This is a genomic window from Chryseobacterium sp. RU37D, assembly GCF_900156075.1.
GTDB lineage: Bacteria > Bacteroidota > Bacteroidia > Flavobacteriales > Weeksellaceae > Chryseobacterium.
Genome location: NZ_FTMM01000013.1, coordinates 65,713 through 89,616 on the forward strand (window position 1 = coordinate 65,713; position 23,904 = coordinate 89,616).

The 23,904-nt window shown below is 36.1% G+C and carries 23 protein-coding genes; 16 read left to right on the forward strand and 7 right to left on the reverse strand.

Annotation, left to right across the window (positions count from 1 at the left end):
* Nucleotides 1-128: 128 nt before the first annotated feature.
* Complete coding sequence (locus BW926_RS14360; protein ID WP_179077991.1) at nt 129-311, forward strand: hypothetical protein; 183 nt, start codon at nt 129-131, stop codon at nt 309-311.
* 455 nt (nt 312-766) lie between these two features.
* On the opposite strand, the gene BW926_RS08305 is transcribed toward BW926_RS14360, so the two are convergent.
* A complete protein-coding gene (locus BW926_RS08305; protein WP_076446089.1) occupies nt 767-1,663 on the reverse strand; it encodes a magnesium transporter CorA family protein in 897 nt (298 codons plus the stop codon).
* A 74-nt stretch (nt 1,664-1,737) separates the two neighbouring features.
* Here BW926_RS08305 and BW926_RS08310 point away from each other — a divergent pair, with 74 nt between their 5' ends.
* Both BW926_RS08310 and BW926_RS08315 read left to right on the forward strand, forming a co-directional pair.
* Nucleotides 1,738-2,760 (forward strand): 3-oxoacyl-ACP synthase III family protein, encoded by a 1,023-nt coding sequence (locus tag BW926_RS08310; RefSeq protein ID WP_076446091.1) that lies wholly within the window; start codon nt 1,738-1,740, stop codon nt 2,758-2,760.
* Between the two features lie 704 nt (nt 2,761-3,464).
* A complete protein-coding gene (locus BW926_RS08315; RefSeq protein WP_076446093.1) occupies nt 3,465-4,859 on the forward strand; it encodes a hypothetical protein in 1,395 nt (464 codons plus the stop codon).
* Between the two features lie 184 nt (nt 4,860-5,043).
* Here the strand turns inward: BW926_RS08315 and BW926_RS08320 are convergent, their stop codons facing one another.
* The 4 genes from BW926_RS08320 to pruA form a co-directional block, all read right to left on the reverse strand.
* On the reverse strand, nt 5,044-6,204 hold the full coding sequence (locus BW926_RS08320) for a thioredoxin family protein (RefSeq protein WP_076446095.1): 1,161 nt from the start codon (nt 6,202-6,204) through the stop codon (nt 5,044-5,046).
* A 79-nt stretch (nt 6,205-6,283) separates the two neighbouring features.
* Nucleotides 6,284-6,460, reverse strand: a complete 177-nt coding sequence (locus BW926_RS14365) for a hypothetical protein (RefSeq protein WP_179077992.1) — start codon at nt 6,458-6,460, stop codon at nt 6,284-6,286.
* 111 nt (nt 6,461-6,571) lie between these two features.
* Nucleotides 6,572-7,738, reverse strand: coding sequence for a thioredoxin family protein (locus BW926_RS08325; RefSeq protein WP_076446097.1), 1,167 nt, complete (start codon nt 7,736-7,738; stop codon nt 6,572-6,574).
* A 290-nt stretch (nt 7,739-8,028) separates the two neighbouring features.
* On the reverse strand, nt 8,029-9,654 hold the full coding sequence (gene pruA / locus BW926_RS08330; RefSeq protein ID WP_076446099.1) for an L-glutamate gamma-semialdehyde dehydrogenase: 1,626 nt from the start codon (nt 9,652-9,654) through the stop codon (nt 8,029-8,031).
* A gap of 396 nt (nt 9,655-10,050) precedes the next feature.
* On the opposite strand from pruA, the gene BW926_RS08335 reads away from it, so the two are divergent.
* From BW926_RS08335 to BW926_RS08395, 13 genes are all read left to right on the forward strand, one after another.
* Complete coding sequence (locus BW926_RS08335) at nt 10,051-10,413, forward strand: hypothetical protein (protein WP_076446101.1); 363 nt, start codon at nt 10,051-10,053, stop codon at nt 10,411-10,413.
* Between the two features lie 136 nt (nt 10,414-10,549).
* Nucleotides 10,550-10,852, forward strand: coding sequence for an urease subunit gamma (gene ureA / locus BW926_RS08340; RefSeq protein ID WP_076446103.1), 303 nt, complete (start codon nt 10,550-10,552; stop codon nt 10,850-10,852).
* Between the two features lie 12 nt (nt 10,853-10,864).
* Entirely contained in the window at nt 10,865-11,323 is a 459-nt protein-coding gene (gene ureB / locus BW926_RS08345; RefSeq protein ID WP_228403422.1) for an urease subunit beta, read from the forward strand.
* Between the two features lies 1 nt (nt 11,324).
* Nucleotides 11,325-13,046, forward strand: a complete 1,722-nt coding sequence (ureC, locus tag BW926_RS08350; RefSeq protein WP_076446105.1) for an urease subunit alpha — start codon at nt 11,325-11,327, stop codon at nt 13,044-13,046.
* Between the two features lie 110 nt (nt 13,047-13,156).
* A complete protein-coding gene (locus BW926_RS08355; RefSeq protein ID WP_076446107.1) occupies nt 13,157-13,804 on the forward strand; it encodes a hypothetical protein in 648 nt (215 codons plus the stop codon).
* The gene (gene ureE, locus BW926_RS08360) at nt 13,794-14,303 is read left to right on the forward strand and encodes an urease accessory protein UreE (RefSeq protein WP_076446109.1); all 510 of its coding nucleotides are present in this window, start codon (nt 13,794-13,796) and stop codon (nt 14,301-14,303) included. The genes BW926_RS08355 and ureE overlap by 11 nt, the downstream gene beginning before the upstream one ends.
* Entirely contained in the window at nt 14,296-14,994 is a 699-nt protein-coding gene (locus BW926_RS08365) for an urease accessory protein UreF (RefSeq protein WP_076446111.1), read from the forward strand. Before ureE ends, BW926_RS08365 begins: the two co-directional genes overlap by 8 nt.
* 195 nt (nt 14,995-15,189) lie before the next feature.
* Entirely contained in the window at nt 15,190-15,828 is a 639-nt protein-coding gene (gene ureG, locus BW926_RS08370; RefSeq protein WP_076446113.1) for an urease accessory protein UreG, read from the forward strand.
* Nucleotides 15,829-16,617, forward strand: a complete 789-nt coding sequence (locus BW926_RS08375) for an urease accessory protein UreD (RefSeq protein WP_076446115.1) — start codon at nt 15,829-15,831, stop codon at nt 16,615-16,617.
* Between the two features lie 6 nt (nt 16,618-16,623).
* Entirely contained in the window at nt 16,624-17,325 is a 702-nt protein-coding gene (locus BW926_RS08380; protein ID WP_076446117.1) for a hypothetical protein, read from the forward strand.
* Between the two features lie 63 nt (nt 17,326-17,388).
* Entirely contained in the window at nt 17,389-18,270 is an 882-nt protein-coding gene (locus BW926_RS08385) for an urea transporter (RefSeq protein ID WP_076446119.1), read from the forward strand.
* Nucleotides 18,271-18,312: 42 nt separating this feature from the next.
* Entirely contained in the window at nt 18,313-20,559 is a 2,247-nt protein-coding gene (locus tag BW926_RS08390; protein ID WP_076446121.1) for a TonB-dependent receptor, read from the forward strand.
* A 133-nt stretch (nt 20,560-20,692) separates the two neighbouring features.
* The gene (locus tag BW926_RS08395; RefSeq protein WP_076446123.1) at nt 20,693-21,583 is read left to right on the forward strand and encodes a helix-turn-helix domain-containing protein; all 891 of its coding nucleotides are present in this window, start codon (nt 20,693-20,695) and stop codon (nt 21,581-21,583) included.
* 22 nt (nt 21,584-21,605) lie between these two features.
* Here the strand turns inward: BW926_RS08395 and BW926_RS08400 are convergent, their stop codons facing one another.
* The gene (locus BW926_RS08400) at nt 21,606-22,709 is read right to left on the reverse strand and encodes a DNA topoisomerase IB (protein ID WP_076446125.1); all 1,104 of its coding nucleotides are present in this window, start codon (nt 22,707-22,709) and stop codon (nt 21,606-21,608) included.
* Between the two features lie 210 nt (nt 22,710-22,919).
* The gene (locus BW926_RS08410) at nt 22,920-23,357 is read right to left on the reverse strand and encodes a DUF6526 family protein (RefSeq protein ID WP_076446129.1); all 438 of its coding nucleotides are present in this window, start codon (nt 23,355-23,357) and stop codon (nt 22,920-22,922) included.
* Nucleotides 23,358-23,904: the final 547 nt, after the last annotated feature.

The window sequence follows — 23,904 nt, forward strand, 5'->3', positions numbered from 1 at the left end:
GAGCAATTAAACTGAACAAAATAAATTAATTATAAAATTTAATATTAAATTATGCGTTGAATGGTTAATATTTGTTTAACTTTGAAAAGTAACTAAAACTATATTGTTTAATCCAAAAACCAAATCACATGGAAAACAATATTTTAAAAAATGCCAAGAAATTAAGAAATGACGATCTTAAAAACATCGTAGGAGGTGTAGGCGGAGGTGGATCTCTGGGAACTCCCTATCTTTACCTTTGCGGATGCAGCTGCACGGAGCTGTTACAGGCCCGAAATACTGTGTTCAATACATCGCGTGACCGCAGGTAATTACTTGCTAATCAAAAGTATTATTTCAACTCGAAATAAACATTTCCACATTTAATACGCAAAAACCTTTTGTTTGTCAAAGGGTTTTTGTTATTTATAAATACATCATTAAAAAATCTCCTTCTCTGGAGTATGAACGAAAAATTGGAACAATTTTTTATCACGGGTGATTAAGAATAGTTATCAGAGTCTATTTCCTAACATCCACTATATCTTTTTGTTATGGCCTCCACTTTGCTCCGGACGGAACAAAAAGAATGCTCTTCCTATCGGAACTATGTTGGTACTCTATCATTTAAAGAGAATTATGATCATAGCTAGCGGGCTTCAAATGTATCAGTTCTGTTGCTTCTATTTGACATAATAAAAATACCGCGTTTTTATGTACTAATTCTATAGTTTAAATTAATTATAAATAAAATCAATAGGGTTTTCCCGATAACTCATGCGGAAAATCACCATTGTTTTCTCCTTGCATATATAAAGGTACAAATGACCACCAGAGCCATAGCTCCTAATGCTGCATAATAGCCATATTTATGATGAAGTTCCGGCATATTGTCGAAATTCATCCCGTAAACTCCTGCAATAAAGGTGATCGGTAAGAAGTAAACCGAATAAATAGCTAGTACTTTCATAACCTGGTTCGCTTTCTGGTCAGATAGGGCCAGAAACATCGAAATAAGATTGGTAATCTGGAGATTAAGGTGATCAAAATCTGCCACAACATCTTTGTGTTTATCCTTCAAATCGACCACCTCAGAATCCATTAAGCCTAATAATTTAAACTTGTCGATCGCATCTGTAGAAATGGTAAGCACCCTTGAATTCAGTCCGGATTTCCTTTTCAGTTTATATAATCTTTTAATCTGGTTGGTATGATTGGTATTTTTAAGGAAAATTTCATTTTCGATGTTATCCATTGTTTCCAGAAGATTTACAGACTCGTCATCGAAGCTTTTCATAATTAATAAAGCAATCTTTAGAGCAATCTTTACAGGTGTGGCATTTTCAATTTCCGTTGTTTGCTTTTTGGTCTCGGAAATAGATTTTGTACGCATTCTATGGATAGTGATAATGGTTTTCCCAAAAAGAAAGATCCCTATTTTTGTACTAATATCACTAATGGTATTTAGATTTTTGCGCTCCAGCTCAGTGCTTTCACGAAGAAGGAAAAATTTTATATCTCTGTCTTCTTCATATTTTGGGAGGTGGTTCGGGTCTAGGGTATCTTCAAGAAGCAGATTGTTGATCTCGTATCTTTCGTGAAGAAACTTCAGATCTTCTTCAGAAGGAGCTTCTACGTCTATCCATTCACATTGGGAGTTTCTGTAAATTGTTTCAATTGGCATAAGTAAAAATAGCAATATTTTAAAATAATGATGTGTTAAATAAGTTCTATCTTTGTCAAAATTAAAAAAACTATATGATTAAAAGTACAATAAAAGGGATCGGATTTCATGTTCCGGATAACATTGTTACGAATGATGATCTAGCCAAATTAATGACCACAAACGATGAATGGATCACGGAAAGAACGGGTATTAAAGAAAGAAGACATAGGAAAGACCGTAATGATCCTCAGGAAACAACCGCTTATCTAGGTTTCAAAGCGTCCGAAAAAGCTCTTGCTAATGCAGGCTTAACTGTTAAGGATATCGATTATATTGTTTTTGCCACCCTTTCACCGGATTATTATTTTCCGGGATGTGGTGTTTTGCTTCAGGAAATGCTGGGATGTGATACAATTGGGGCCCTGGATGTGAGAAACCAGTGTTCAGGATTTGTTTATTCCATGAGTGTGGCGCATGCTTTCATAAAATCAGGCATTTATAAAAATATCCTTGTTGTAGGTGCTGAAGTTCATTCCTTCGGGCTCGATTTTACTGACGAAGGAAGAGGAGTTTCTGTAATATTTGGAGATGGGGCAGGAGCGGTGGTGCTTTCAGCTACGGAAGACGATAATGCCGGGGATATTCTGGCTGTCAATATGCATTCTGAAGGGAAATATGCTGATGAGCTTTGTACACAATTTCCGGGATCCAAATTCGGATGGAGTGACAGAATGAGAAAAGAGCCGGAAAATGTCACCAATAAAGAAGTTTACCCGATTATGAATGGTAATTTCGTATTCAAGAATGCAGTAACGAGATTCCCGGAAACCATGCTTGAAGCATTGAGCAAAGCGGGAAAAACGGTTGAAGATCTCGATATGTTTATCCCGCACCAGGCAAATTTGAGAATAGCACAGTTTGTACAGCAAAAATTCGGGATGCCAGATGAAAAAATTTATAATAATATCCAGAAATACGGAAATACAACCGCCGCGTCAATTCCTATTGCTTTAGCTGAGGCGATTGAGATGGGCAAAGTGAAAAGGGGAGATCTTGTTCTTCTTTCAGCATTTGGAAGTGGATTTACTTGGGGCAGTGTCTTATTTGAATATTAAAAACCGACTTAATATTTTTTGAAACTTCATCTTTTATGGTGAGGTTTTTTATTTAATTCGTAAGAGACGTCGATGTCTTATTTTAAGGGGATTTTACTTCTAAAAATAGACTTTAGGACAATAAATTACATTGGTATAAAAGTGTAAAAAGACAATTTTTTTTGCAATTAGATTATACACAAAGATATTTTTACTTGAAGCAGATTTATTCAAATGAAAATGATTGACAGAATTGATACTAAATAAAAAATTGCTTTTAGTACTATGGATAGGGACTTTATTGTTATTATTGAATTATTTTTTTTTGAAATTAAGCGGTAATTCTAAATTATCATATTTTTATTACTTTGACTAATTTATTGATAATAATATAATTTGTAAAATGGTAAAAAATTTAACAATTACTATTCGTTGGATTTATCATTACAAAATTATTTATTATTAAATATTTAAAATTGCAATCATATTTAATCGTTTAATCTTAAAGATTTATTTATAAAAGTGGAAAAGTATGACATAAATAAAGTCACTATACGTTGAAAAAAAAAATCTATAAATTCCCTGTAAATACAGTAAAATAACTTAAATTGGCTTTTAGGAATTTGTAATTTTATGTTAAAAAAAGTAAAAAAAGTGAAAAAAAATTGTTTGTGTAATTTTTTTTTTAATACTTTTGCCCTAGAAAACAACAAAATACAATCGTGATGAAAAAATCTTTATCAGCAGTCATTATTTTGGCGGCTACAACTTTTGGCTACGCTCAGGTTGGTATTAATACATCTACACCAGCTTCTACACTAGACATTACTGCTAAAAATTCTACAGGTACTACTAAAAATGTTGATGGTTTACTGGTTCCGAGAGTAGACAGAGAAAGAGCCCAGTCTATGGTTTCAATTCCGGTTTCTACCCTAATCTATGTAAATAGTGTAAGTAAAGGTACACAGTCAGGTAATGCAGTAAATATCGATACAGTAGGATATTACTATTTTGATGGATCAGTTTGGGTAAAGCTTAACACAAGTTCTGGTTCGGCATCATCTGTAAACATCTACAACTCTGATGGTACTCTTACAGGAAATAGAACCGTAACACAGGCTAACAAAACTCTTGCTTTTACAGGTACTTCGGTGAATGCGTTCTCTGTTGACGGTAAAACCCTTTCAGTAGATGCGGCTAATCACAGACTTGGGGTTGGGACTAATGCTCCTACTACAGATTTAGACTTAATTTCTCCAGTATCCGGATCAGCTGTTAAAGTTGCCTTGAGAATAGCAGGAACTAATGCTACACCTACAATAGGGCAAGGAGTTTTAATAGGATTTAACCCAAATACAGTTGGTGGAGGATATGCACATTGGGGAATAGGAGCAGAATTTTTTGATGGAACAACGCTTGGTAATGCAGACTTTATTTTTAAGTCTTCATATGGAGGCAATTATATCAACAGAATGATTATCAAGAATCTCAGCGGGTTTGTTGGGATAGGTACTACATCGCCTACAAGCTTATTACATTTAAAAAGTGTTGATCCTTTAACTATGGAAGGCGTGAGACAAGGTGATGTTTCTACTGAAAAGATTCTGGCAATAAATCCTACCGGGGTTGTAAAATCTTTAGGATCAATCGATGATTTAGGAATTCCAAGACCGGCTGTTTTTAGATTGGATGCCACTATTCCGGATTTCTTAACCACACAAGGAATAGGTGGAAAGCAAGTAATTCCAATGTCAGTTGTTAAAAACGGTATCGAAGGGCTTACCTATGACTCAAGTACCAGTACTATTACATTCCCAGCGGGTACATATCAGATGACTCTTGTTTATGAGTCTACCCATAATGCTACAGGATGCAACGTAAGCTCATATTTTGAAGATTTTCCTGTACCGGGATCCTTCCAAAGAGTTCATAGTACTGCTCCGCATAACGAAAATGGGCTTTCAAACCATGGTGGATCAATCCTATACGTTACAACAGTTCCGGCTGGGCAAAAATGGAGTATTCATTTGGGAAGAGGTCAGTCTGGTAACTGTACAGGTCCTGGTATGAACTTAATTGGTAAATCAACTCAACTACTTGTTTATAAAATAGGAAGCTAATCAAGTTAAATTTATGATAAGAAGGCTGTTTCATCCTGAAACAGTTTTTTTTTATTGCTTCAATAAAGCATTTAATAGATAAATATTAAGCTTAAACAATATAAAAAATCCGGAGAATGTTTACTCCGGATTTAGTTTTTTTAAATAATGTCTGTTACAATTTATAAATTAATTTTATTCTTTATTAAAGCTGTTTTAATAATTTTTCTGTATCAGTAGTATCTTCGCCTGATTTTTTTGCCAGCTCTATAGATTTTTCGGCCCATATTTTTGCATTCTTTTTATTTCCTGTTTTATTATACAGGTTGGCAAGAGTATCTGTATTGGCATAGTTTTCATTTTTCTTTACAGACTCCTGAGCCCACGTAATTGCTTTTTCCAGGGAAGATTTTGTACTTACATTTTCAAAGAAATTCCATGCTATAGAATTCAGTTCTTCAGAGCTTAGGGCCGATGTGTCCTTGTAAAGTTCAAGGGTCAGTTTTTCGTATGTCGGAAGATCTTTATCTTTTAATGCTCTGCCGGCTTTTATTTTTTTCAGGATCTTTTCAGCTTCATCTTTCGTTAAAAACTTTTGAGCTTCAGTCATGAAATAGCCATCGTTCCATATTTTTGTATTAGCATTGTAAGATTTTTCAAAAATACTGTTGATCTTGATATTCTTATCAAAACCGTCATACTTCTCTGCAGGCAGAATTTTTGTGATCTCTGCTTTCTTAGACTGGAAAGTTTTATACAAAGGGCTGCTCGTATTTTTTATTACGGAAAGCAGCATTTGCACATCTTCTCTGTCTAATTCAGTTTTTGCGCTAAAGTAACGATCCAAAACTTTTTCTGCAAATTCAGAGTCGCTGTAGATGGTAAGGCTGGCAAGGTTTTTCAGGAATTCCGGATCCTTTTCACCGTTTTCAAACTTCTGTTTTAGTGCTGTTAATCTTTTGCTTGGGTCACCCGCGTCTTTTGCAAACTGGATGAAGTCTTTTTCTTCCACATATCCTAATGTTCTGTGTACCAGCTCTCCGTTTCCGTCTACAAATAAATAAGTAGGGAAGGCTTTTACGTTATATTTTTTAGCAATATCGATACCTTCGCCTTTTTCCATATCGATTTTTGCATTAATGAAATTGGCATTGTAATAATCTCCTACGGACTGCATTGGAAAGATATTCTTAGACATTAGCTTGCACGGCCCGCACCATGTTGTATATGCATCGATGAAAACGAGTTTATTTTCTTTTTTAGCCTTTGCTAAAATTGTTGTGAAATTTGAATCTTCAAATTTTATTCCTTGTGCGAGAGCCAATGCTCCGATGAAAAGGAAGGAGAATATTGATGTTTTTTTCATAATATTTTAATAGGTTACAAATGTAATGATTAAGTTGAGATATAAGTCTTCGTTGTATAAAATTAGTTACAGTATATCTTTAATTATTTTTTACGGATAGTTTAGGTAAAATGATGATAAAAAAAACCGCACTAATTGCGGTTTTTATATTTATTTGATTTTTATAGTATTGGTTTTCATCTTTAAATACTTCTCTTTTTTCTGAGAGCAGCTGCCTAAAAAAAGCGAAAGAAGCGGCTATCCATAGTTTTTTCATAATATTATTTTACATATTTGTGTTAATCAAATATAAGGAATTAATTAAAAATTTATTATAAAAAAACCTGCAAAAAATAATTCTGCGGAAAATAGTTTATGCTTAGTAAATTTATTTAAGGGTTTCTAAAAGCTCTTGGATTTCAGATACATCATCAGGAGCTTCAGTTTTTGCTTTTTCTATGGCTTTTTCAGCGAATGTTTTGGCGCTAGCCTTGTCACCTGTTTTATTGTAAAGTTTTGCTAATGTATAATCATTCATAAAAACAGGCATTTTAGTGTTTGACTCTTTAGCCCAGAGAATAGCCTTTTCCAGTGTAGACTTTGTGGTAATGTCGCTGTTTGCAACCATGCTTGCAACATATCCTAAATCAGAAGGGTTTGCTTTTGTATAATCTTTATATTTTTCAAAAATTACTTTTTCAAAAGTTGCATAATCTTTTGTTTGGTATGCAATTTCTGTTTTTAGCTCCAGAAGTTGTTTATTGGCTTCTTCCTTACCAACAACTTTCTCCATTTCATCCATATAGTATTTTTCATCTAATGTATTATTTGATTTATTATATGCCTTTGCCTTTATTCCTCTTATTTTGATACCCTTATCAAAGCTATTATAATCTTCTTCAGAAACGGCTTTTAAAAATACAGCCTTTTTATTTTGAAATACCTGGTATAAAGGATCTCCAGTACCTTTAATATTCATTGCTAAATTAAAAAAATCACTTTTGGTAATATTAGGATTTACTGTGTAATAACGATCTAAAACTCTTTGTTTTAAACTTATATCACCAGTAATTTCAGCCAGTTTTTTCAAAAATTCAGGATCTTTTTCTCCTTTTTCAAATCTTTTTGTAAATGCGGTAATTTGTTTAGAAGGGTCTAAGGCGTCTTTACCAAATTGGATAAAGTCCGGTTCTTCCATATAAGAATTTGCTGTATGCACTATATTACCATCACCATCCAGAAAAAGATACGTAGGGTATTGTACGATTTTATACTTTTTAGCAATAGAAGGGCCCTCGCCTTTTTCCATATCAAATTTTGCGTTAACAAAATTAGTATTGTAGTAATCACCAACAGTCTGCAGGGGGAAGATTTTTTTTACCATTAATTTGCAGGGTGCACACCATGAAGTATAGCCATCAATAAATACAAGTTTGTTTTCTTTTTTGGCTTTGGCAAGTATATCAGAAAGTTTACCTTCTTCGAATTTGATACCTTGTCCGAAAATAGCTGAGCTTACAGCAATGGTAGCTGTTAATAAGATTTTTTTTATCATTTTTTTTGTTTTTACTATTGCAAATTTAGATAAATATTGAATATGATGAAATATATATATAAAATCCACAGAACTTTCATCTGTGGATTTTCCATTTTTAAGTTAAACTTTATATTTACTTAACAGATGCTGAGGCTGCGAATCTGCATTCATCCCGATACTATTAGAATTTGTCGTTTTTTGTAATCATTGCTAAATGATGATAAATTTGATTAAAATCCGTTAATAAAATAAAAATCCCGGAATTATCCAGGACTTATTTATTAATCAAGGCAATAATTACTCATATATTACCCAAGATATGGATATTTATAATCTTTAGGAGAAACAAATGTTTCTTTGATACTTCTTACAGACGTCCATCTCAATAAGTTCATTTTAGAACCGGCCTTATCATTGGTTCCCGAAGCTCTTCCACCTCCGAAAGGCTGCTGTCCTACCACGGCGCCAGTTGGTTTGTCATTAATATAGAAGTTTCCTGAAGCATTTTCCAAAGCTTTGAAAGCTTCATTAACAGCATAACGATCTTGTGCAAAAACAGAACCCGTTAATGAATAAGGTGAAGTAGAATCAACCAGTTTCAAAGTTTCTTTCCAGTCTTTGTCTTCATAAACATAGACAGACAAGATCGGCCCGAAAATTTCTTCCACCATGCTTTCATAATGAGGATTGGTAGTCTCAATCACGGTAGGGTGCACAAACCATCCTTTAGAATTATCGCATTTTCCTCCTATTACTACTTCAGCCTCTCCTGAAGCATTGGCTCTGTCGATATATCCTTTACATTTTTCGAAAGAATTTGTATCGATTACGGCATTTACAAAATTCGAAGGATCTTCCGGAGAACCTATTTTTATCGAGTTAATTTGGGTTTCCATTACTTTTTTTATATCAGCCCAAAGAGATTTAGGAATATAGGCCCTTGAAGCAGCAGAGCATTTTTGTCCCTGATATTCGAAAGAACCTCTTACTAGTGCGGTAGCCACAGCTTCTACATTAGCAGAAGGATGTGCAATTACGAAATCTTTTCCGCCTGTTTCCCCAACAATTCTTGGATATGTTCTGTAGTTGTGGATATTATCCCCGATCATTTTCCACATTCCCTGGAAAACTCTGGTAGAACCTGTAAAATGAAGCCCTGCAAAATCAGGATGGGCCAAAACTTTCTCTGCCGTATCTTTCCCGTCAGTGAAAATCATGTTAATAACCCCCGCAGGAAGCCCCGCTTCAATTAAAACATCCATGATTACTTTAGCTGAATATATTTGTTTATCAGACGGTTTCCAAACCACTACGTTTCCAAGCATGGCCATACAAGTTGGCAGGTTTCCGGAAATCGCGGTAAAGTTAAAAGGAGTTACTGCAAAACAAAACCCTTCTAATGGTCTGTATTCCACACGGTTCCAGATTCCGGAATCAGAAACTGGCTGCTCAGAATACATTTCCGTCATGAATTCTACATTGAATCTTAGGAAATCAATAAACTCGCAGGCAGAATCAATCTCCGCCTGATGGACATTCTTAGACTGCCCGATCATTGTCGCTGCATTGATTACGTCTCTGTAAGGGCCTGCTAAAAGGTCAGCTGCCTTTAAGAAAATAGCTGCACGCTGTTCCCAGCCGAGCTCATTCCATTCTTTTTTTGCTGCCAGTGCCGCATTGATAGCATCGTCCACATGCTGCATCGTACCCTGATAGTAAAACCCGAAATCATGGCCGTGATCCTGAGGGGACTGAAGCTGCACTTTGTTATCCGTTTTTACTTCTTTTCCGTTGATAATCATTGGAATTTCCACTTTTTCAGCCCACATTTTTTTGTATTGAGCGATAAGACTTTTCACTTCCGGAGTTCCCGGTGCATAAGAATTTACCGGTTCATTTACTGCAAATGGTACTTGCGAAATTGCTTTAGACATATTATGTTGTATTATTTTATTTATTATATGTTGGTATACAAATTTACGATAATTAAGGCAAACAAAAAACTGCAGATACTTCTTGTAAAAATAAACTTGTTATTATTTTGATCTTAGTATTAGTTTTAAGGAAGATTAATTTTCTATCAACCACGACTTTTATTCTTATTATTTAAATTACTGATGAAAAATATAATATTTAAAATGTAAAATAAAATATTAATTACGCATTAATTGATATTTTGTTTTAATTGCTATGTTTTGATAATGAGTAGATTAATTTGATATTAATTTGAAAATAAGATAAATTTTGTCCCGATTTTGAACATTTTAAATGTCTTTTTTGATACTATACATTTTTCCAATGTTCTAAATTTACACTGTTACAATGATGATATGAAAAAGAGATTCTTATTGTTTTCTTTTGTTTTGTTTTTCGCAACTTTATGTGCCGGTCTTTTGGCGCATGAAGGGAAAAGCAGTTCATATCAAGATGTTTCTTTCAAGGAGCACTTTCTACAGAAATCTAATCATCAGGACCCATCAGAAGTTTACGCTGTTTCAGATCTTTCGGATATACAGGACTCCAATGATCTTGAAAAAGTAAAATTTGATTATTCAGTATTAGAACAAGAGTGGCTGAAGCATTTCTTTGCCGGTTTTTCTTTTAAGGCATCGGTTACAGCTATTCAAAGCCATGTTCATATTTCTACACCGCGATATATTTTGTATCATTCACTGCAGGTTGCGGGCTGCTAATCTATAACTTATAATTAAAGAATTCAGATTTGTAAATCTCTGCAGATCTACATGATTCCTTATCTTTTTTTGAATCTATTTTTGCCTTATCCAATAAGACAGACTATAAGGTATGTTCAATCTTAAATAAAAAAATATGCATCTAACACCAAGAGAAACTGAAAAACTCATGCTTTTTATGGCAGGAGAGCTGGCTCTAAAAAGAAAAGCCAGAGGTCTTAAACTAAATTATCCGGAATCGGTAGCATTAATCAGCCATTTCCTGCTGGAAGGAGCCAGAGATGGAAAAAAAGTAGCTGAACTTATGCAGGAAGGAGCCAATCTTCTTACCAGAGAAGACGTAATGCCCGGAGTAGCCGAAATGATCCATGACGTTCAGATCGAGGCTACTTTCCCGGACGGAACTAAGCTTGTAACCGTACATAACCCAATCCGCTAAATACCAATTATCATGACACCAGAAGAATATTCAAAACAGCAAAGTGCGGCCAATAATGAATTGGAGAATCTTGAAGTAAAAAAAGCAGAAATAAACCGTAATGTAATTCCAGGGGAAATTTTTGTAAAAGAAGGAACAATCATCTGCAATGAAGGCAGGGAAACAGTAAAAATTAAAGTGACAAATACAGGAGACAGACCAATTCAGGTAGGATCGCACTTTCATTTTTTTGAAGTAAACAAAGCCATGAGCTTTGACCGCGAAAAGGCTTTTGGAAAAAGGCTGAATATTGTGGCAAGCACTGCCGTACGTTTCGAGCCGGGCGAAGAAAAAGAAGTGGAATTGGTAGAAATAGGAGGGAGTAAAGTGGCAAGAGGATTCAATAATCTTGTGGATGGTACGGTAAGCTCCGATGAACAGAAAAAAGCTAGCCTTTCAAAAGCAGAACAATTAAACTTTAAAAACCAATAAGATGAGCTTAAACGTAGATAGAAAACAATATGCCAATATACTAGGCCCTACCGCAGGAGATAAAATAAGACTCGGCGACACCGAAATTATCATCGAAATCGAAAAAGATTTCACCCATTACGGCGACGAGGCTGTTTTCGGAGGCGGAAAAACCGTTCGTGACGGGATGGGGCAGAACGTTACGGCAAAAAGAAACGAGGGTGTTCTTGACCTTTGCATCACCGGTGCCGTAATCATTGATCACTGGGGGATTGTAAAAGCAGATATCGGGATCAAAGACGGTAAAATTGTAGGTATAGGAAAAGCCGGAAATCCTGATACTATGGATGGGGTAACACCAAACATGATTATCGGGGCTTCTACGGAGGTTCACGGCGGTAAAGGCTACATCGTGACAGCAGGAGGTATTGATACCCATATTCATTACATCTGCCCGCAGCAGATTGAAACTTCTCTCTACAGTGGGATCACCACTATGATCGGAGGCGGAACAGGTCCCAATGACGGAACCAATGCCACAACCGTTACACCGGGAAAGTTCAATATGCAGAAAATGCTGGAAGCTGCTGAAGAATACCCTATGAATTTAGGTTTTTTCGGAAAAGGAAACTGCTCAGCTGAGGAGCCGATTGAAGAACAAGTGGAAGCAGGAGCTTTAGGGGTAAAAATTCATGAAGATTGGGGGGCAACCCCGGCGGTCATTGATGCAGCGTTAAAAGTTGCGGATAAATATGACGTCCAGGTTGCGATTCATACTGATACTCTGAATGAAGGAGGATTTTTGGAGGACACGATGAGAGCGATTAACGGCAGGGTAATCCATACTTTCCACACGGAAGGAGCGGGTGGTGGCCACGCGCCGGACATTATCAAGGCTGCCATGTATCCAAACGTGCTTCCGGCTTCCACGAATCCTACCCGACCTTACACGGTAAATACTATTGATGAGCATTTGGATATGCTGATGGTTTGCCACCATTTAAGTAAAAATATTCCTGAAGATGTGGCATTTGCAGATTCCAGAATCCGTCCGGAAACTATTGCGGCGGAGGATATTCTGCATGATATGGGTGTTTTCAGTATCATGAGCTCAGATTCCCAGGCGATGGGAAGACCGGGGGAAGTGATTACAAGAACCTGGCAGACCGCAAGCAAAATGAAAGATCAAAGAGGAACTTTAGAAGAAGATCAACATTCTGATAATGATAACTACCGTGCAAAAAGATATGTAGCAAAATACACGATCAATCCCGCTATTGCGCACGGAATTTCAGAATATGTAGGCTCTGTTGAAAAGGGAAAATTAGCAGATTTAGTGATCTGGAAACCTGCATTATTTGGAGTAAAACCCGAAATGATCGTAAAAGGAGGCTTTGTGATCGCAGCAAAAATGGGTGACCCGAATGCTTCCATACCAACACCACAGCCTGTGATTTACAGAAATATGTTCGGAGCACACGGAAAGGCCAAATATGGAACCTGCGCCAACTTCGTTTCACAAATTTCTATCGATAACGGAACGATTGCAGAATACAAATTAGAAAAGATGATTCTTCCGGTAAAAAATTGCAGAAATATTTCTAAAAAAGATCTTATTCACAACGATAAAACTCCACTAATTGAAGTGAATCCTGAAAACTACAAAGTAACAGTTGATGGTGAATATGTCACTTGTGAGCCGGCTAGCAAACTGCCTTTAACACAGTTATATTACCTGTTCTAAGATAAATCTTATTAATAAAATCTAACAGGTTTCAAAAACCTGTTAGATTTATTTTAACAACAAAAAGATTATCAGGCAACATTTAAAACAATTATAGAACTAAGTTTAAAATGAAATATTTAAATAAAATAGTTTTTTCTATTGCTATAGCCGGAATGTTTTTGCTTTCAGGAAACTTAAATGCTCAGTTTTTAGGAGGAATGAGGGTGAAAAATGATGAATCCGGGCCAAAAGGACAGTTTATGGTCTATGGCTCCCTAGATTATTCGAAACTAACGACTCCGTCAGGCAGCAGCAGTACGGTTTCAAGCGCACCAATAGGATTGGGGTATTTTTTTAACAATAATGATGCAGCCGGAATTAATTATGCTTATATGCAAAATTCTGTAGATCATGGTGTTGTATATAAACAAAATGAGGCCGGTATATGGTACAGCCCATCTGTGATGCTCGGAAAATATTTTGTGCTTATCGGTCAGATTGATGCTCATTATGTCTGGGGACAGCAATTGTCATCAGCAATGTCATCGATGGAAAACTTCAACGGATACCGTCTTCGGGCCTATCCTTTAATAGGAATACTTTTAGGTGGAGGCTGGGCTTTAAAATTCAAATTTGCAGAACTTTCCATGCTTCAGACTAAAACAAAGCAGGAGGGATGGACAAAGAATTTTGTTGCCGGAATCAGCGGATCAACCTTTGGAGTAGGGATTTCTAAAAACTTTGATTTCAGAAAAAAGATAAAAAATGATAATTAACCAGATAATAGGTAATCTATCCGAATATCCTACTCAAAAACCCATTGATTATCTGGATCTTGAATGGTTTGAAACCACAAAAAGAATTCAGCGGAAAAAAACCAGGCTTGGGGCGGATATTGCCATAAAATTCCTGAAGGAAGGACAACGATTGAGGGAAGGAGATATCCTTTTTGAAGATGAAATGAAAATAATTGCCATCAACGTCCTGGAAACTGAAGCCATCGTAATGTCCCCGAAATCCCTGCTGGAAATGGGAACGGTCTGTTATGAAATCGGGAATAAGCATATTCCGCTCTTTATTCAGGAGGATAAAGTTTTACTTCCATTCGAAATGCCGATGTTCAGATGGCTGGAAGCAAGCGGCTTCAAACCGGAAAAACAATTTGTAAAGCTTTTAAACCTTTTAAAATCCAATGTGGAACCGCATGGGCACGGAAGTTTAGGCTCAACAATTTTTACTAAAATCTTAAAAATGGCAGCCCCAAAAGATGAATAGCACGAATTTAAATTTTTTATCAGCATTATTACATCTTTCAGATCCTACGCTGCCAATCGGAGGGTATACCCATTCTAACGGACTGGAAACTTTTGTTCAGAAGAAAATTGTCCATGATAGGGTTACAGCTAAAGAATTTGTTGAAAATATGTTGCAGTATAATCTTAAATACAATGACGGAGCTTTTGTAAAACTGGCCTACGAAGCGGTTGAGAATAATGATTTAAAATTATTATTAAATCTCGATAACGAATGTAATTCTTTAAAGTGTCCGAAAGAAATTCGCCAGGCAAGTCAGAAATTAGGATTACGTTTAATCAAGATCTTTAAAAGAAGAGAAAATTTTCATCTAATGGAAGATTATGAGAAGGCCATTCACAATGGTGAAGCAAATTCGCATTACTGCATTGTTTTCGGGATGTATGCAGCATTGATGAGAATTCCTTTGTATGAAGCTTTATTGGGGTTTTATTATACGTCGGTTGCCGGAATGATTACCAATGCAGTAAAACTCGTTCCTCTCGGACAGCTGGATGGGCAGGATATTTTATTCTCATTATACCCGGTCATGGAAAAGACCGCTTTGGAAACTATTGAAATTGACAGAGATCTGATCGGGCTTTGTAACACTTCTTTTGACATCAGATGCATGCAGCATGAGAGGTTATATTCAAGATTGTATATGTCGTAACGGTAAATATAAAAGGGACAAAAATTGAGGCTGTCACAAAAGTACGCCCTCTCTCGGACTCCTAATTTTGTCATTTAAGAGATTCTCAGAGCATCATTAGTTTACCTTTTGAGACAGCCGAAATTTCAAAGAAATTTTGACGGGGGTGGTTCTATAAGTGAACTCTATAACATAAAAATTATATAAAATTAAAAAATGGAAAACAGAAAATACATAAAAGTAGGAGTAGCAGGGCCTGTAGGTTCAGGAAAGACTGCATTATTAGAGCGATTGAGCAGAAAAATGTTCGGAATTTATGATCTGGGCGTGATCACGAATGATATTTACACAAAAGAAGATGCGGAGTTTATGGCCAAAAACAGCCTCCTTCCTCACGAAAGAATTATAGGTGTGGAAACGGGAGGGTGCCCTCACACGGCGATTCGTGAAGATGCAAGTATGAATCTGGAAGCGGTGGATGAAATGGCTGCACGTTTCCCGGAAATAGAGCTGATCCTGATAGAAAGTGGAGGGGACAACTTATCTGCAACTTTCAGTCCGGATCTTGCGGATGTTACTATCTTTATTATTGACGTAGCCGAAGGTGAAAAAATCCCAAGAAAAGGAGGGCCGGGAATTACAAGATCGGATTTGTTGATTATCAATAAAATAGACCTTGCACCACACGTAGGAGCAAGCCTCGAAGTAATGGAAAGAGACGCCAGAAGAATGAGAAACGGAAATCCTTTCGTATTTACCAATCTTAAAACGGATGAAGGACTGGAAAAAGTAATCGGCTGGATAAAAAAATATGCTCTTCTGGAAGAAATTGAAGAACCGGAATTGGTAAGATAAATGGATAGTCATTTAAAAATCATCACAGGATTCAAAAGCGGGAAGTCTTATGTAAAAGACCTGTATGTTTCGCTGCCGTTCAGAGTAGTATCTGTGGGACAGCGGAAGGACGACAACAAATTATATCAGATGGTAATGAGCTCTTCGCCCGGGATTTTAGACGGGGATCATTATCATCTGAACATCAGTCTGGAAAAAGGTTCCGCGCTGCAGCTCCAGTCACAGTCTTACCAAAGGCTTTTCAATATGAAGGATAAAGCAGAACAGGAGCTGAATGTTTCTATGGAAGATGAAACATCTTTCGCCTATGTTCCGCATCCGGTGGTGCCACATGAAGAATCTAATTTTAAAAGTAAAGCTAAAATTAATATCGGCAAAAACAGCCAGATCATCATCAGCGAAATCATTACCTGCGGTAGAAAGCATTACGGAGAAGTTTTTAAGCTGAAACGTTTCCAGAATCTGATGGAAATTTATCATGATGATAGGCTGATTGTAAAAGATAATGTCCTGATTCAGCCGGATCTGATCCCTGTCAGCCGGATCGGGAATCTTGAGGATTATACCCATCAGGGAACCTTGATTTTCTTCAGTACAAAATCTGTTGTTGAAAAAGATCAATTGATAGAAACCATTGTGGAATTATCAGAACAGTTTAAAGAAGAAATGGAAGTAGGTGTTTCAGCGATGGAAGGGAGCGGATTTGTCGTAAGAGCTTTGGGACACGGCGGTGAAGTAATGTACCATTTCTTCCTGCAGATTCAGGATATTCTCTGGAATTTAAATTAAATAAAAATGAATACTACCGTTTGGGCGCTTTTATTGAGTGCCGTTTCGATAAGTTTTATACATACGGCTTCCGGGCCGGACCATTATCTGCCTTTTATTGTTATTTCAAAATCAAAAAAATGGAATGCAGTGAAGACATCTGTTTTAACAGTGCTTTGCGGCTTTGGCCATGTGTTAAGTTCTCTAATATTGGGTTTTATCGGGGTTTTCCTAGGGTGGCAGCTGAATAAAATTTCATGGTTTCAGAATTTGAGAGGAAATTTTTCTGGCTGGGCTTTGCTGATTTTCGGAGGAATTTATCTGATTTACGGATTAGTTCAGGCCATTAGAAACAAGCCGCATAAACATTTTGATGTCATGGGCGACGATGTCTATGTCTACGAACACAATCACAGCGAAGTCGTAATGCCTCAGAAAAGGATAAAAGTAACCCCATTGGTTCTGTTTATGATCTTTGTAATGGGGCCGAGCGAACCGCTGATCCCGCTGTTATTTTATTCGGGGGTAAAGCATTCTTCGTCAGAAATTCTGGTCTTGGTCACCTCATTTACTTTAACCACAGTCCTCACCATGCTCGGAATGGTTCTTTTGGGACGTTACGGATATTCTGCATTATTCAACACTGAAAAACTTGAAAGGTATATGGGTGTAATAAGTGGTGCAGTCGTTACGGTCTGCGGAATCGGGATGGTTTTTTTAGGATGGTAATTAATAACAATAATAATTTAAATCAACCTTCTAAACTCTAACTCCTAAATTTTAAATCACATTATGGATAATTTTTTTCAAAAAATCTCTTTTATAGATAATATTTTAAAAGGTATCGGGCAGATTATGCTTCAGGAAAACCGATGGACAGGACTTCTTTTCCTGATCGGGATTTTCATGGGAAGCTGGCAGGGCGGGGTAGCGGTCGTACTTGCAACAGCAGTGGGAACTTTTACCGCTATGACGCTGAAATATGATGAGTCTGAGATCAATGCCGGTTTGTATGGTTTCAGTGCAGCTCTTGTAGGGGTTGCTTTATCTTTTGTATTTCAAACGACTGTTTTGATTTGGGTGCTTATCTGCCTGGGAAGTGCTTTGGCAGCTGTTATTCAGCATTTTTTTATCAGGAGAAAAATTCCTGTTTTCACATTTCCGTTTATCATAATTACATGGATATGTATTTTTGCTGTGCATCATTTTACAAAGATTCCACCATCAGAAATGATTTCTGCTAAAATGGGACCTTCTGATGAATTTTTTACCAGTCTTAATGCTTTCGGAGAAGTTATTTTCCAGGGAGGGATTTTATCCGGAGTTATCTTTTTTATAGCTGTTTATATCAGTTCGCCCGTTAGTGCGCTGTATGGTTTTGCAGGTTCTATGATAGGAGCGTATATTTCTCATATTCATGGTGAATCGATTGATAAAATTCACATGGGGTTATTTGGTTTCAATGCGGTGCTTTCTGCAATTGTTTTTTCAGGACAAAAGAAAACCGATGGGCTTTGGGTGGTGATCTCCGTGCTTATTACAGTAATTATTGATGATTTTTTAGTAGATAATAATATGCTGGCTGAGTTTGGCGGAGTACTTACTTTTCCTTTTGTAGCTGGAACATGGATTACCCTTTTAATTAAAAAAATATTTGACAAAAACATTCAATAGCAGATACATTTATAAAATCAATTATTTTTACTTTAAATTGAGATGAAGAGAAATCAAAAAGCAGCTCTATTTCTGGCGCTGGTTTTCAGTGGAAAAATCTGGGCTCAGGATACAGAAAGAAAAATGCTGCTGAAAGATGCCGAGGATAAATTTCCTGTTTCTGATGCAATAATAAAATATAACCACGGAAACAATCATACCCATTCTGATATGGCAGGTTCATTTGATTTTATAGTAAAATCTTATCCGGACACACTGATAATCAGCCATCAGGGATATGAGGATATGAAACTGGAAGTTAAGAATGAAGATGATAAAAATAAAGTAATCTTTTTGCAGCACAAACCTTATCACATTTCTGAAGTTTCCATAAGCCATTCTTCTTTTTTAGCGGCTATTACCAAGGTTGATCTTAATAAATTTCCTGTTAATTCCGCTCAGGATTTATTAAGAAAAGTTCCAGGATTATTTATTGCACAGCACGCAGGTGGAGGAAAAGCAGAGCAGCTTTTTCTACGCGGTTTCGATGCCGACCACGGTACAGATGTAAGTGTAAATTTTGACGGAATGCCCGTAAATATTGTTTCTCATGCGCACGGGCAGGGATATTCCGACCTTCATTTTGTGATACCTGAAACGGTAAATAATATTGATTTCGGAAAAGGAGCTTATTATATGGACCGAGGAGATTTTGATACCGCTGGATATGTTGATTTTCAAACTTATAATGGGTTGAAAAACAGTGTAGTAAAAATAGAGGGAGGCTCATTTAATTCAAAAAGAATTTTGGGAATGTTCAATATTCTTGATGATGATAAAGGAAGAAAAAATGCGTATTTAGCTGCGGAATACAACTATACAGACGGGCCATTTGATGTAAAACAAAATTTTAACAGGATTAATATCTTTGGAAAATATAATCAATGGATTACTGATAATGATTATTTTAATATTCAGTTTTCCACCTTTAATTCTTCATGGAATGCATCCGGACAAATTCCTGAAAGGGCTGTTGATCAAGGAATAATAGACCGGTGGGGGAGTATAGATCCTACGGAAGGAGGCAAAACATCCAGGACAAATCTTCAAATAAATTTTAAGCATATCATTTCAGATTCTGAACAAATTGATATTATGGGATTTTATTCTAAGTATAATTTTAACCTATATTCAAATTTTACTTTTTATTTAAAAGATCCAGAACATGGTGACGAGATTCAGCAGACTGATGGAAGAAATATTTACGGCACAGAAATAAAATACACGAAAAACTTTTCGTTTCCTAAGAGCTCATTACAATGGGTTTCAGGTACTGGATTCAGAAGTGATGATATCAATACATTGCAGTTGAATCATGTATATCACAGAGATTTAATAGTCGGGAAAATGGCAGATGCAACTGGTGTGGAAACCAACCTCCATGCCTTCTCAGGCTTAATATGGAAAGCCGGAAGATGGATCATTAATCCCGCTTTAAGGATCGACCATTTCATATTCAATTTTCATAATCTGATGAATACGGAGCAGCTGCCTTCCGGGCAATCAAAGGAAAAAACAAGATTAAGTCCCAAATTAAACTTTTCTTTTTCCCAAAATGACCATGTTTTATGGTTTTTGAAAACCGGCATGGGCTTCCATTCCAACGATATTCGTGTTGTTGTACCTAATAAAAATGAAAATACACTGCCGTATTCTATAGGAGGAGACTTCGGTGTAAGGCTGCATCCCTTTAAATCTTTGATTATTACCCCCACATTATGGTATATGTTCCTGCAGCAGGAATTTGTCTATGTCGGGGATGATGCAGTGGTGGAACCTTCCGGGAAATCGCGTCGTTTCGGAGCTGATTTGGGAGTCCGTTTTCAGCCTTTGGATTATTTTTATGTAAATGCAGACATTAATTATTCTCACGCAAGATTCATTGGAGAACAAAAAGGTGAGGATTATATTCCGCTTGCTCCGGTGATGACAAGTACAGGCTCTGTAAATTGGGATTTTCTTCCAGGGTTTTCTCTAGGTCTGCAGTATCGGTACCTGGGTGAAAGACCGGCTGTTGAAGATAATAGTATTAAAACAAAAGCATATTTCGTTAATGATTTAATATTGTCTTACAACCATAAAAACTGGGGTGCCAATATTCAGATCAATAATCTTTTTAATGTAAAATGGAATGAAGCGCAATTTGCTACGGAAACTCGCCTTAAAGATGAGGCAGAACCTATTACAGATCTTACATATACTCCCGGGAACCCGCTTGGGCTAAAAGTGGGCTTGTACTATAAGTTTTAAAATTCTCATTCTTAAAATAAAGACTCTTCTTCTAACCTGTTGACAGTCTTAAAATTAAAATTAAATTAAAATTTTAAAAAATAGGATTTTTTGCACTTAATTTGTTTAGGATCACAATTATTTAAATAAACTTATGGAGGTACTTTCCAATTTTCAGTATAAAAAACTTTTTCTTCCGAATATTACGGAGCGGATTCTGGCCAATAATGCAGATATACAGCTTTACAGGCTAGAAAATTACCTTAAAGGAATTCTGATGCCGGTCATACCTTACCGTACGACTTTTAATTTCATTATTTTTGTTACAAATGGAAGAATTAAACAATATCTTGAAAATAAAGAGTATGTAGCCGAAAAAGGAGGAGTTATTTTTATCAAACAGGGAACGATTACTGCTACACTGGAGCTTTCCGATGATATTGAGGGTTTCTTCCTGGCTTACGAAAATAATATTTTATCTGAACAGGAGCTTCCGAAGTATAAAAACAGTATCTTCTTCATGAATCCTTTTTTGGAAATGAATAGCCTTACGTACGAAATGGTAACCCAGCTTCTTCCCATCATGGAGCAGGAGCTCTGGCTGAATAATCTCAATGTAAATGATGTGGTAATCACCATGCTGCACCTTATCTTGGTAAAGATGTTGAATATGGATGCCAACTCGAATCATAAATCTGCCACCCGCCCAATGGAACTGTCGCTAAGGTTCAGGGATTTGCTTTTCAAGTACCATGTAGATGAAAAAAGAGTTGCTTTTTATGCGCAAAAACTATCTGTCACGGAAAGCTATCTGAATAAATGTGTAAAAAATGTCACCCAAAAATCTCCAAAACAATGGATAAACGAAATTGATATTAATTACAGCAAAGCACTTCTTCTCTCGAGTAAAGATATTGCGGAGATCGCTTATGAGCTTAATTTTCATACGGCTTCACACTTTACGCAGCTTTTCAAAAAAATTTCAGGAATAACCCCGAAGGAGTACAGAACACAGTTTTCAAAGGAGAGAATTCCGGCTAAATAATATAAAATCAAATTGATTAAACTTACAGCTTCTCATTTTCCAGAATTTTCAAAACGAGCTTTTCCTCTTGGGCTAAGTTGGCTTTACCGTCATTTTCTTCTATTTTTTCCAGCTCGTCAAGATATTTTTTGATGGTATTATTTTCATAAAGGTTAATTACCAAAGGATGTATATAATATTTTCTGCAGACCGTACTTGTATTTCCAAGATGCGAAGCTACAATTTCTAAGGCTTCTTTTACCTTTTTTTTATATTCCGTGTGAGTTTCCGCATAGCCTATTTCTTTAAAAGCAATTAAAGCGCTTACGGTTCCGGACCACGTTCTGAAATCTTTAGCCGTAAAATCTTCCCCGCTTATTTCCTTAATATAGTCATTCACCATCCCGGAGTCTACAGAATGGCGGTTTCCATCCTCATCAATAAACTGAAAAAGCTCCTTTCCGGGAATATCTTTACATTTCTGAACCAGACGGGCCAATCTTTTACTTTTAAGGTCGATATCATGCATAACGCCTTTTTTACCCTTAAAATGAAAAGTAATTTTCTGTCCCTGAATTTTTACATGTTTATCCTTTAAAGTTGTTAAGCCAAAAGAGCCATAGAGTTTTTCATAAGCATTATTCCCGATTCTGATGTTGGTTCTTTGCATTAAACTTACAATTAATGCCAGGATTTTCCTTTTTTCAAAATTCCTTAATGCTAGGTCCTGCTCAATCTGAAGTCTCATCTGAGGCAGCGCATACCCAAACTGAAGCATTCTGTAAAATTTAGTATGATTTCTTAAAGCACTCCATAGAGGATGATAGCGGTACTGCTTTCTTTTTTTAACATCGAATCCCGTTGCCTGAAGATGCCCGTTGTCTAAAGCACAGATCCATACATTTTCCCAAGCCGGTGGAATTACCAGCTTGTTGATTCTTGTGATCTCGTCTTTGTCTTTAATTCTTTCGCCGTTCTTGTAATAAGAATATTTTTTTCCTGTTTTCTTACGAGTGATACCGGCCGTTTCTGCATCGGAGGTATAAATGAGATGTACCGCCTTTGCAGAAGCCTCCGGATCTTTCATAATCTTGACAATCTTTGAGGGTTTCAGATGGGAAATGATCTCTAAGTCTGAATTTTCCATAAGATTTGATTTGGTTAAGAGTTTCTACCCCTTGAAAATAGCCATAAAATAATAGCTATTACGCCAACTACTAATATAATTCCCCACCACATTCCTGCTTTAAAGATTGTCTCTACCGCTTCACAACTTGTAAGAGTTAATAAACTCAATATCGTCATACTGTATAAGCTCCATTTTTTCATGATAATTTATTTTTTGGTGTTTATTATTCTAAATTCTATAATGGTCAGCCCGCCAGTTTTTGATTGATTTTTTTATTTCATTCCCTGAAATATTTTCATGAAGTGCCTTATACAGCAATTCCCTAAATTCATCATCGTAAGCAAACCTCAATGCCGCAATCTGGTCAAATGTTAGTTTTTCATCGACTTCATCAGATCTCTGTCCGAAAATCTCAAAATACCGCTGCTTAAACTCCAGCCGTACCAAACGGTTCTGAATTCCCAGCGCATAATGCTGTCTAACCATAATTGCCAAATAGAAAAGCAGAAAAATAACAATTGAAAATAAAATCCAGACCTGCTTATTACCTTTATCATTAAAAATTTGTGAAATCCCAAAAAATTCCATTATAATCAACAACGGAAGATATATAAAATGGTGTGGAGTATAAAATTTCCTATGATTTTTATAATTCTGATTTTCCATATTGTATAATATAGCAAGAACCTTTCCAAAATGTTAATTTTTTAATAATAATTTTCTTTTGTGGTAACTAAATATTGTTATTTTTTCAGAAACTAATTAAAATTTTTTAAATAATAATAAGATATTAAAACGCTCATATGTGATTCATTTCATCAGCAAAATCTGACAGAGAAAATAAAGCAATCCTTTATTTCAAAAACGAAAACATATTTACATATTCATATTATAAATTAGGAATAGATTTTTCTTTGAAATGTATAAATTGATTTTAAAACATTCTAAAAAGTTTAACGAAAACCATACATCATTGCAAAGAGCACATTGATTCTGTGCTGATTTTGTTGAATTAAAGCAATCTGAAAGCCTTTCTCAGCCTGCATTTAGAAGCGATCCTCGTTCAAACCTTGAAGATTTAGAAATTTGCCACCCTCCAGTCGCAGACTCGCCAACGCTCAATCGCCCAACTCACTCACCAGTTCACTAACAAATCCTTCATCTATCAAACATGAGTTTAAAAAGTGTTAAATTATTCTCTCTAGTTTCCAGC

Excerpts from the sequence above, each read along its gene's own strand:
- BW926_RS08325 (WP_076446097.1), bottom strand. The coding sequence starts at position 7,738 with ATGATAAAAAAAATCTTATTAACAGCTACCATTGCTGTAAGCTCAGCT.
- ureG (WP_076446113.1), top strand. The coding sequence starts at position 15,190 with ATGGAAAACAGAAAATACATAAAAGTAGGAGTAGCAGGGCCTGTAGGT.
- ureC (WP_076446105.1), top strand. The coding sequence starts at position 11,325 with ATGAGCTTAAACGTAGATAGAAAACAATATGCCAATATACTAGGCCCT.
- BW926_RS08335 (WP_076446101.1), top strand. The coding sequence starts at position 10,051 with ATGAAAAAGAGATTCTTATTGTTTTCTTTTGTTTTGTTTTTCGCAACT.
- BW926_RS08395 (WP_076446123.1), top strand. The coding sequence starts at position 20,693 with ATGGAGGTACTTTCCAATTTTCAGTATAAAAAACTTTTTCTTCCGAAT.
- BW926_RS08305 (WP_076446089.1), bottom strand. The coding sequence starts at position 1,663 with ATGCCAATTGAAACAATTTACAGAAACTCCCAATGTGAATGGATAGAC.
- BW926_RS08380 (WP_076446117.1), top strand. The coding sequence starts at position 16,624 with ATGAATACTACCGTTTGGGCGCTTTTATTGAGTGCCGTTTCGATAAGT.
- BW926_RS08375 (WP_076446115.1), top strand. The coding sequence starts at position 15,829 with ATGGATAGTCATTTAAAAATCATCACAGGATTCAAAAGCGGGAAGTCT.
- BW926_RS08410 (WP_076446129.1), bottom strand. The coding sequence starts at position 23,357 with ATGGAAAATCAGAATTATAAAAATCATAGGAAATTTTATACTCCACAC.
- BW926_RS08390 (WP_076446121.1), top strand. The coding sequence starts at position 18,313 with ATGAAGAGAAATCAAAAAGCAGCTCTATTTCTGGCGCTGGTTTTCAGT.
- BW926_RS08400 (WP_076446125.1), bottom strand. The coding sequence starts at position 22,709 with ATGGAAAATTCAGACTTAGAGATCATTTCCCATCTGAAACCCTCAAAG.
- BW926_RS08320 (WP_076446095.1), bottom strand. The coding sequence starts at position 6,204 with ATGAAAAAAACATCAATATTCTCCTTCCTTTTCATCGGAGCATTGGCT.
- ureA (WP_076446103.1), top strand. The coding sequence starts at position 10,550 with ATGCATCTAACACCAAGAGAAACTGAAAAACTCATGCTTTTTATGGCA.
- BW926_RS08355 (WP_076446107.1), top strand. The coding sequence starts at position 13,157 with ATGAAATATTTAAATAAAATAGTTTTTTCTATTGCTATAGCCGGAATG.
- BW926_RS08365 (WP_076446111.1), top strand. The coding sequence starts at position 14,296 with ATGAATAGCACGAATTTAAATTTTTTATCAGCATTATTACATCTTTCA.
- ureE (WP_076446109.1), top strand. The coding sequence starts at position 13,794 with ATGATAATTAACCAGATAATAGGTAATCTATCCGAATATCCTACTCAA.
- ureB (WP_228403422.1), top strand. The coding sequence starts at position 10,865 with ATGACACCAGAAGAATATTCAAAACAGCAAAGTGCGGCCAATAATGAA.
- BW926_RS08310 (WP_076446091.1), top strand. The coding sequence starts at position 1,738 with ATGATTAAAAGTACAATAAAAGGGATCGGATTTCATGTTCCGGATAAC.
- BW926_RS14365 (WP_179077992.1), bottom strand. The coding sequence starts at position 6,460 with ATGAAAAAACTATGGATAGCCGCTTCTTTCGCTTTTTTTAGGCAGCTG.
- BW926_RS08385 (WP_076446119.1), top strand. The coding sequence starts at position 17,389 with ATGGATAATTTTTTTCAAAAAATCTCTTTTATAGATAATATTTTAAAA.
- BW926_RS14360 (WP_179077991.1), top strand. The coding sequence starts at position 129 with ATGGAAAACAATATTTTAAAAAATGCCAAGAAATTAAGAAATGACGAT.
- pruA (WP_076446099.1), bottom strand. The coding sequence starts at position 9,654 with ATGTCTAAAGCAATTTCGCAAGTACCATTTGCAGTAAATGAACCGGTA.
- BW926_RS08315 (WP_076446093.1), top strand. The coding sequence starts at position 3,465 with ATGAAAAAATCTTTATCAGCAGTCATTATTTTGGCGGCTACAACTTTT.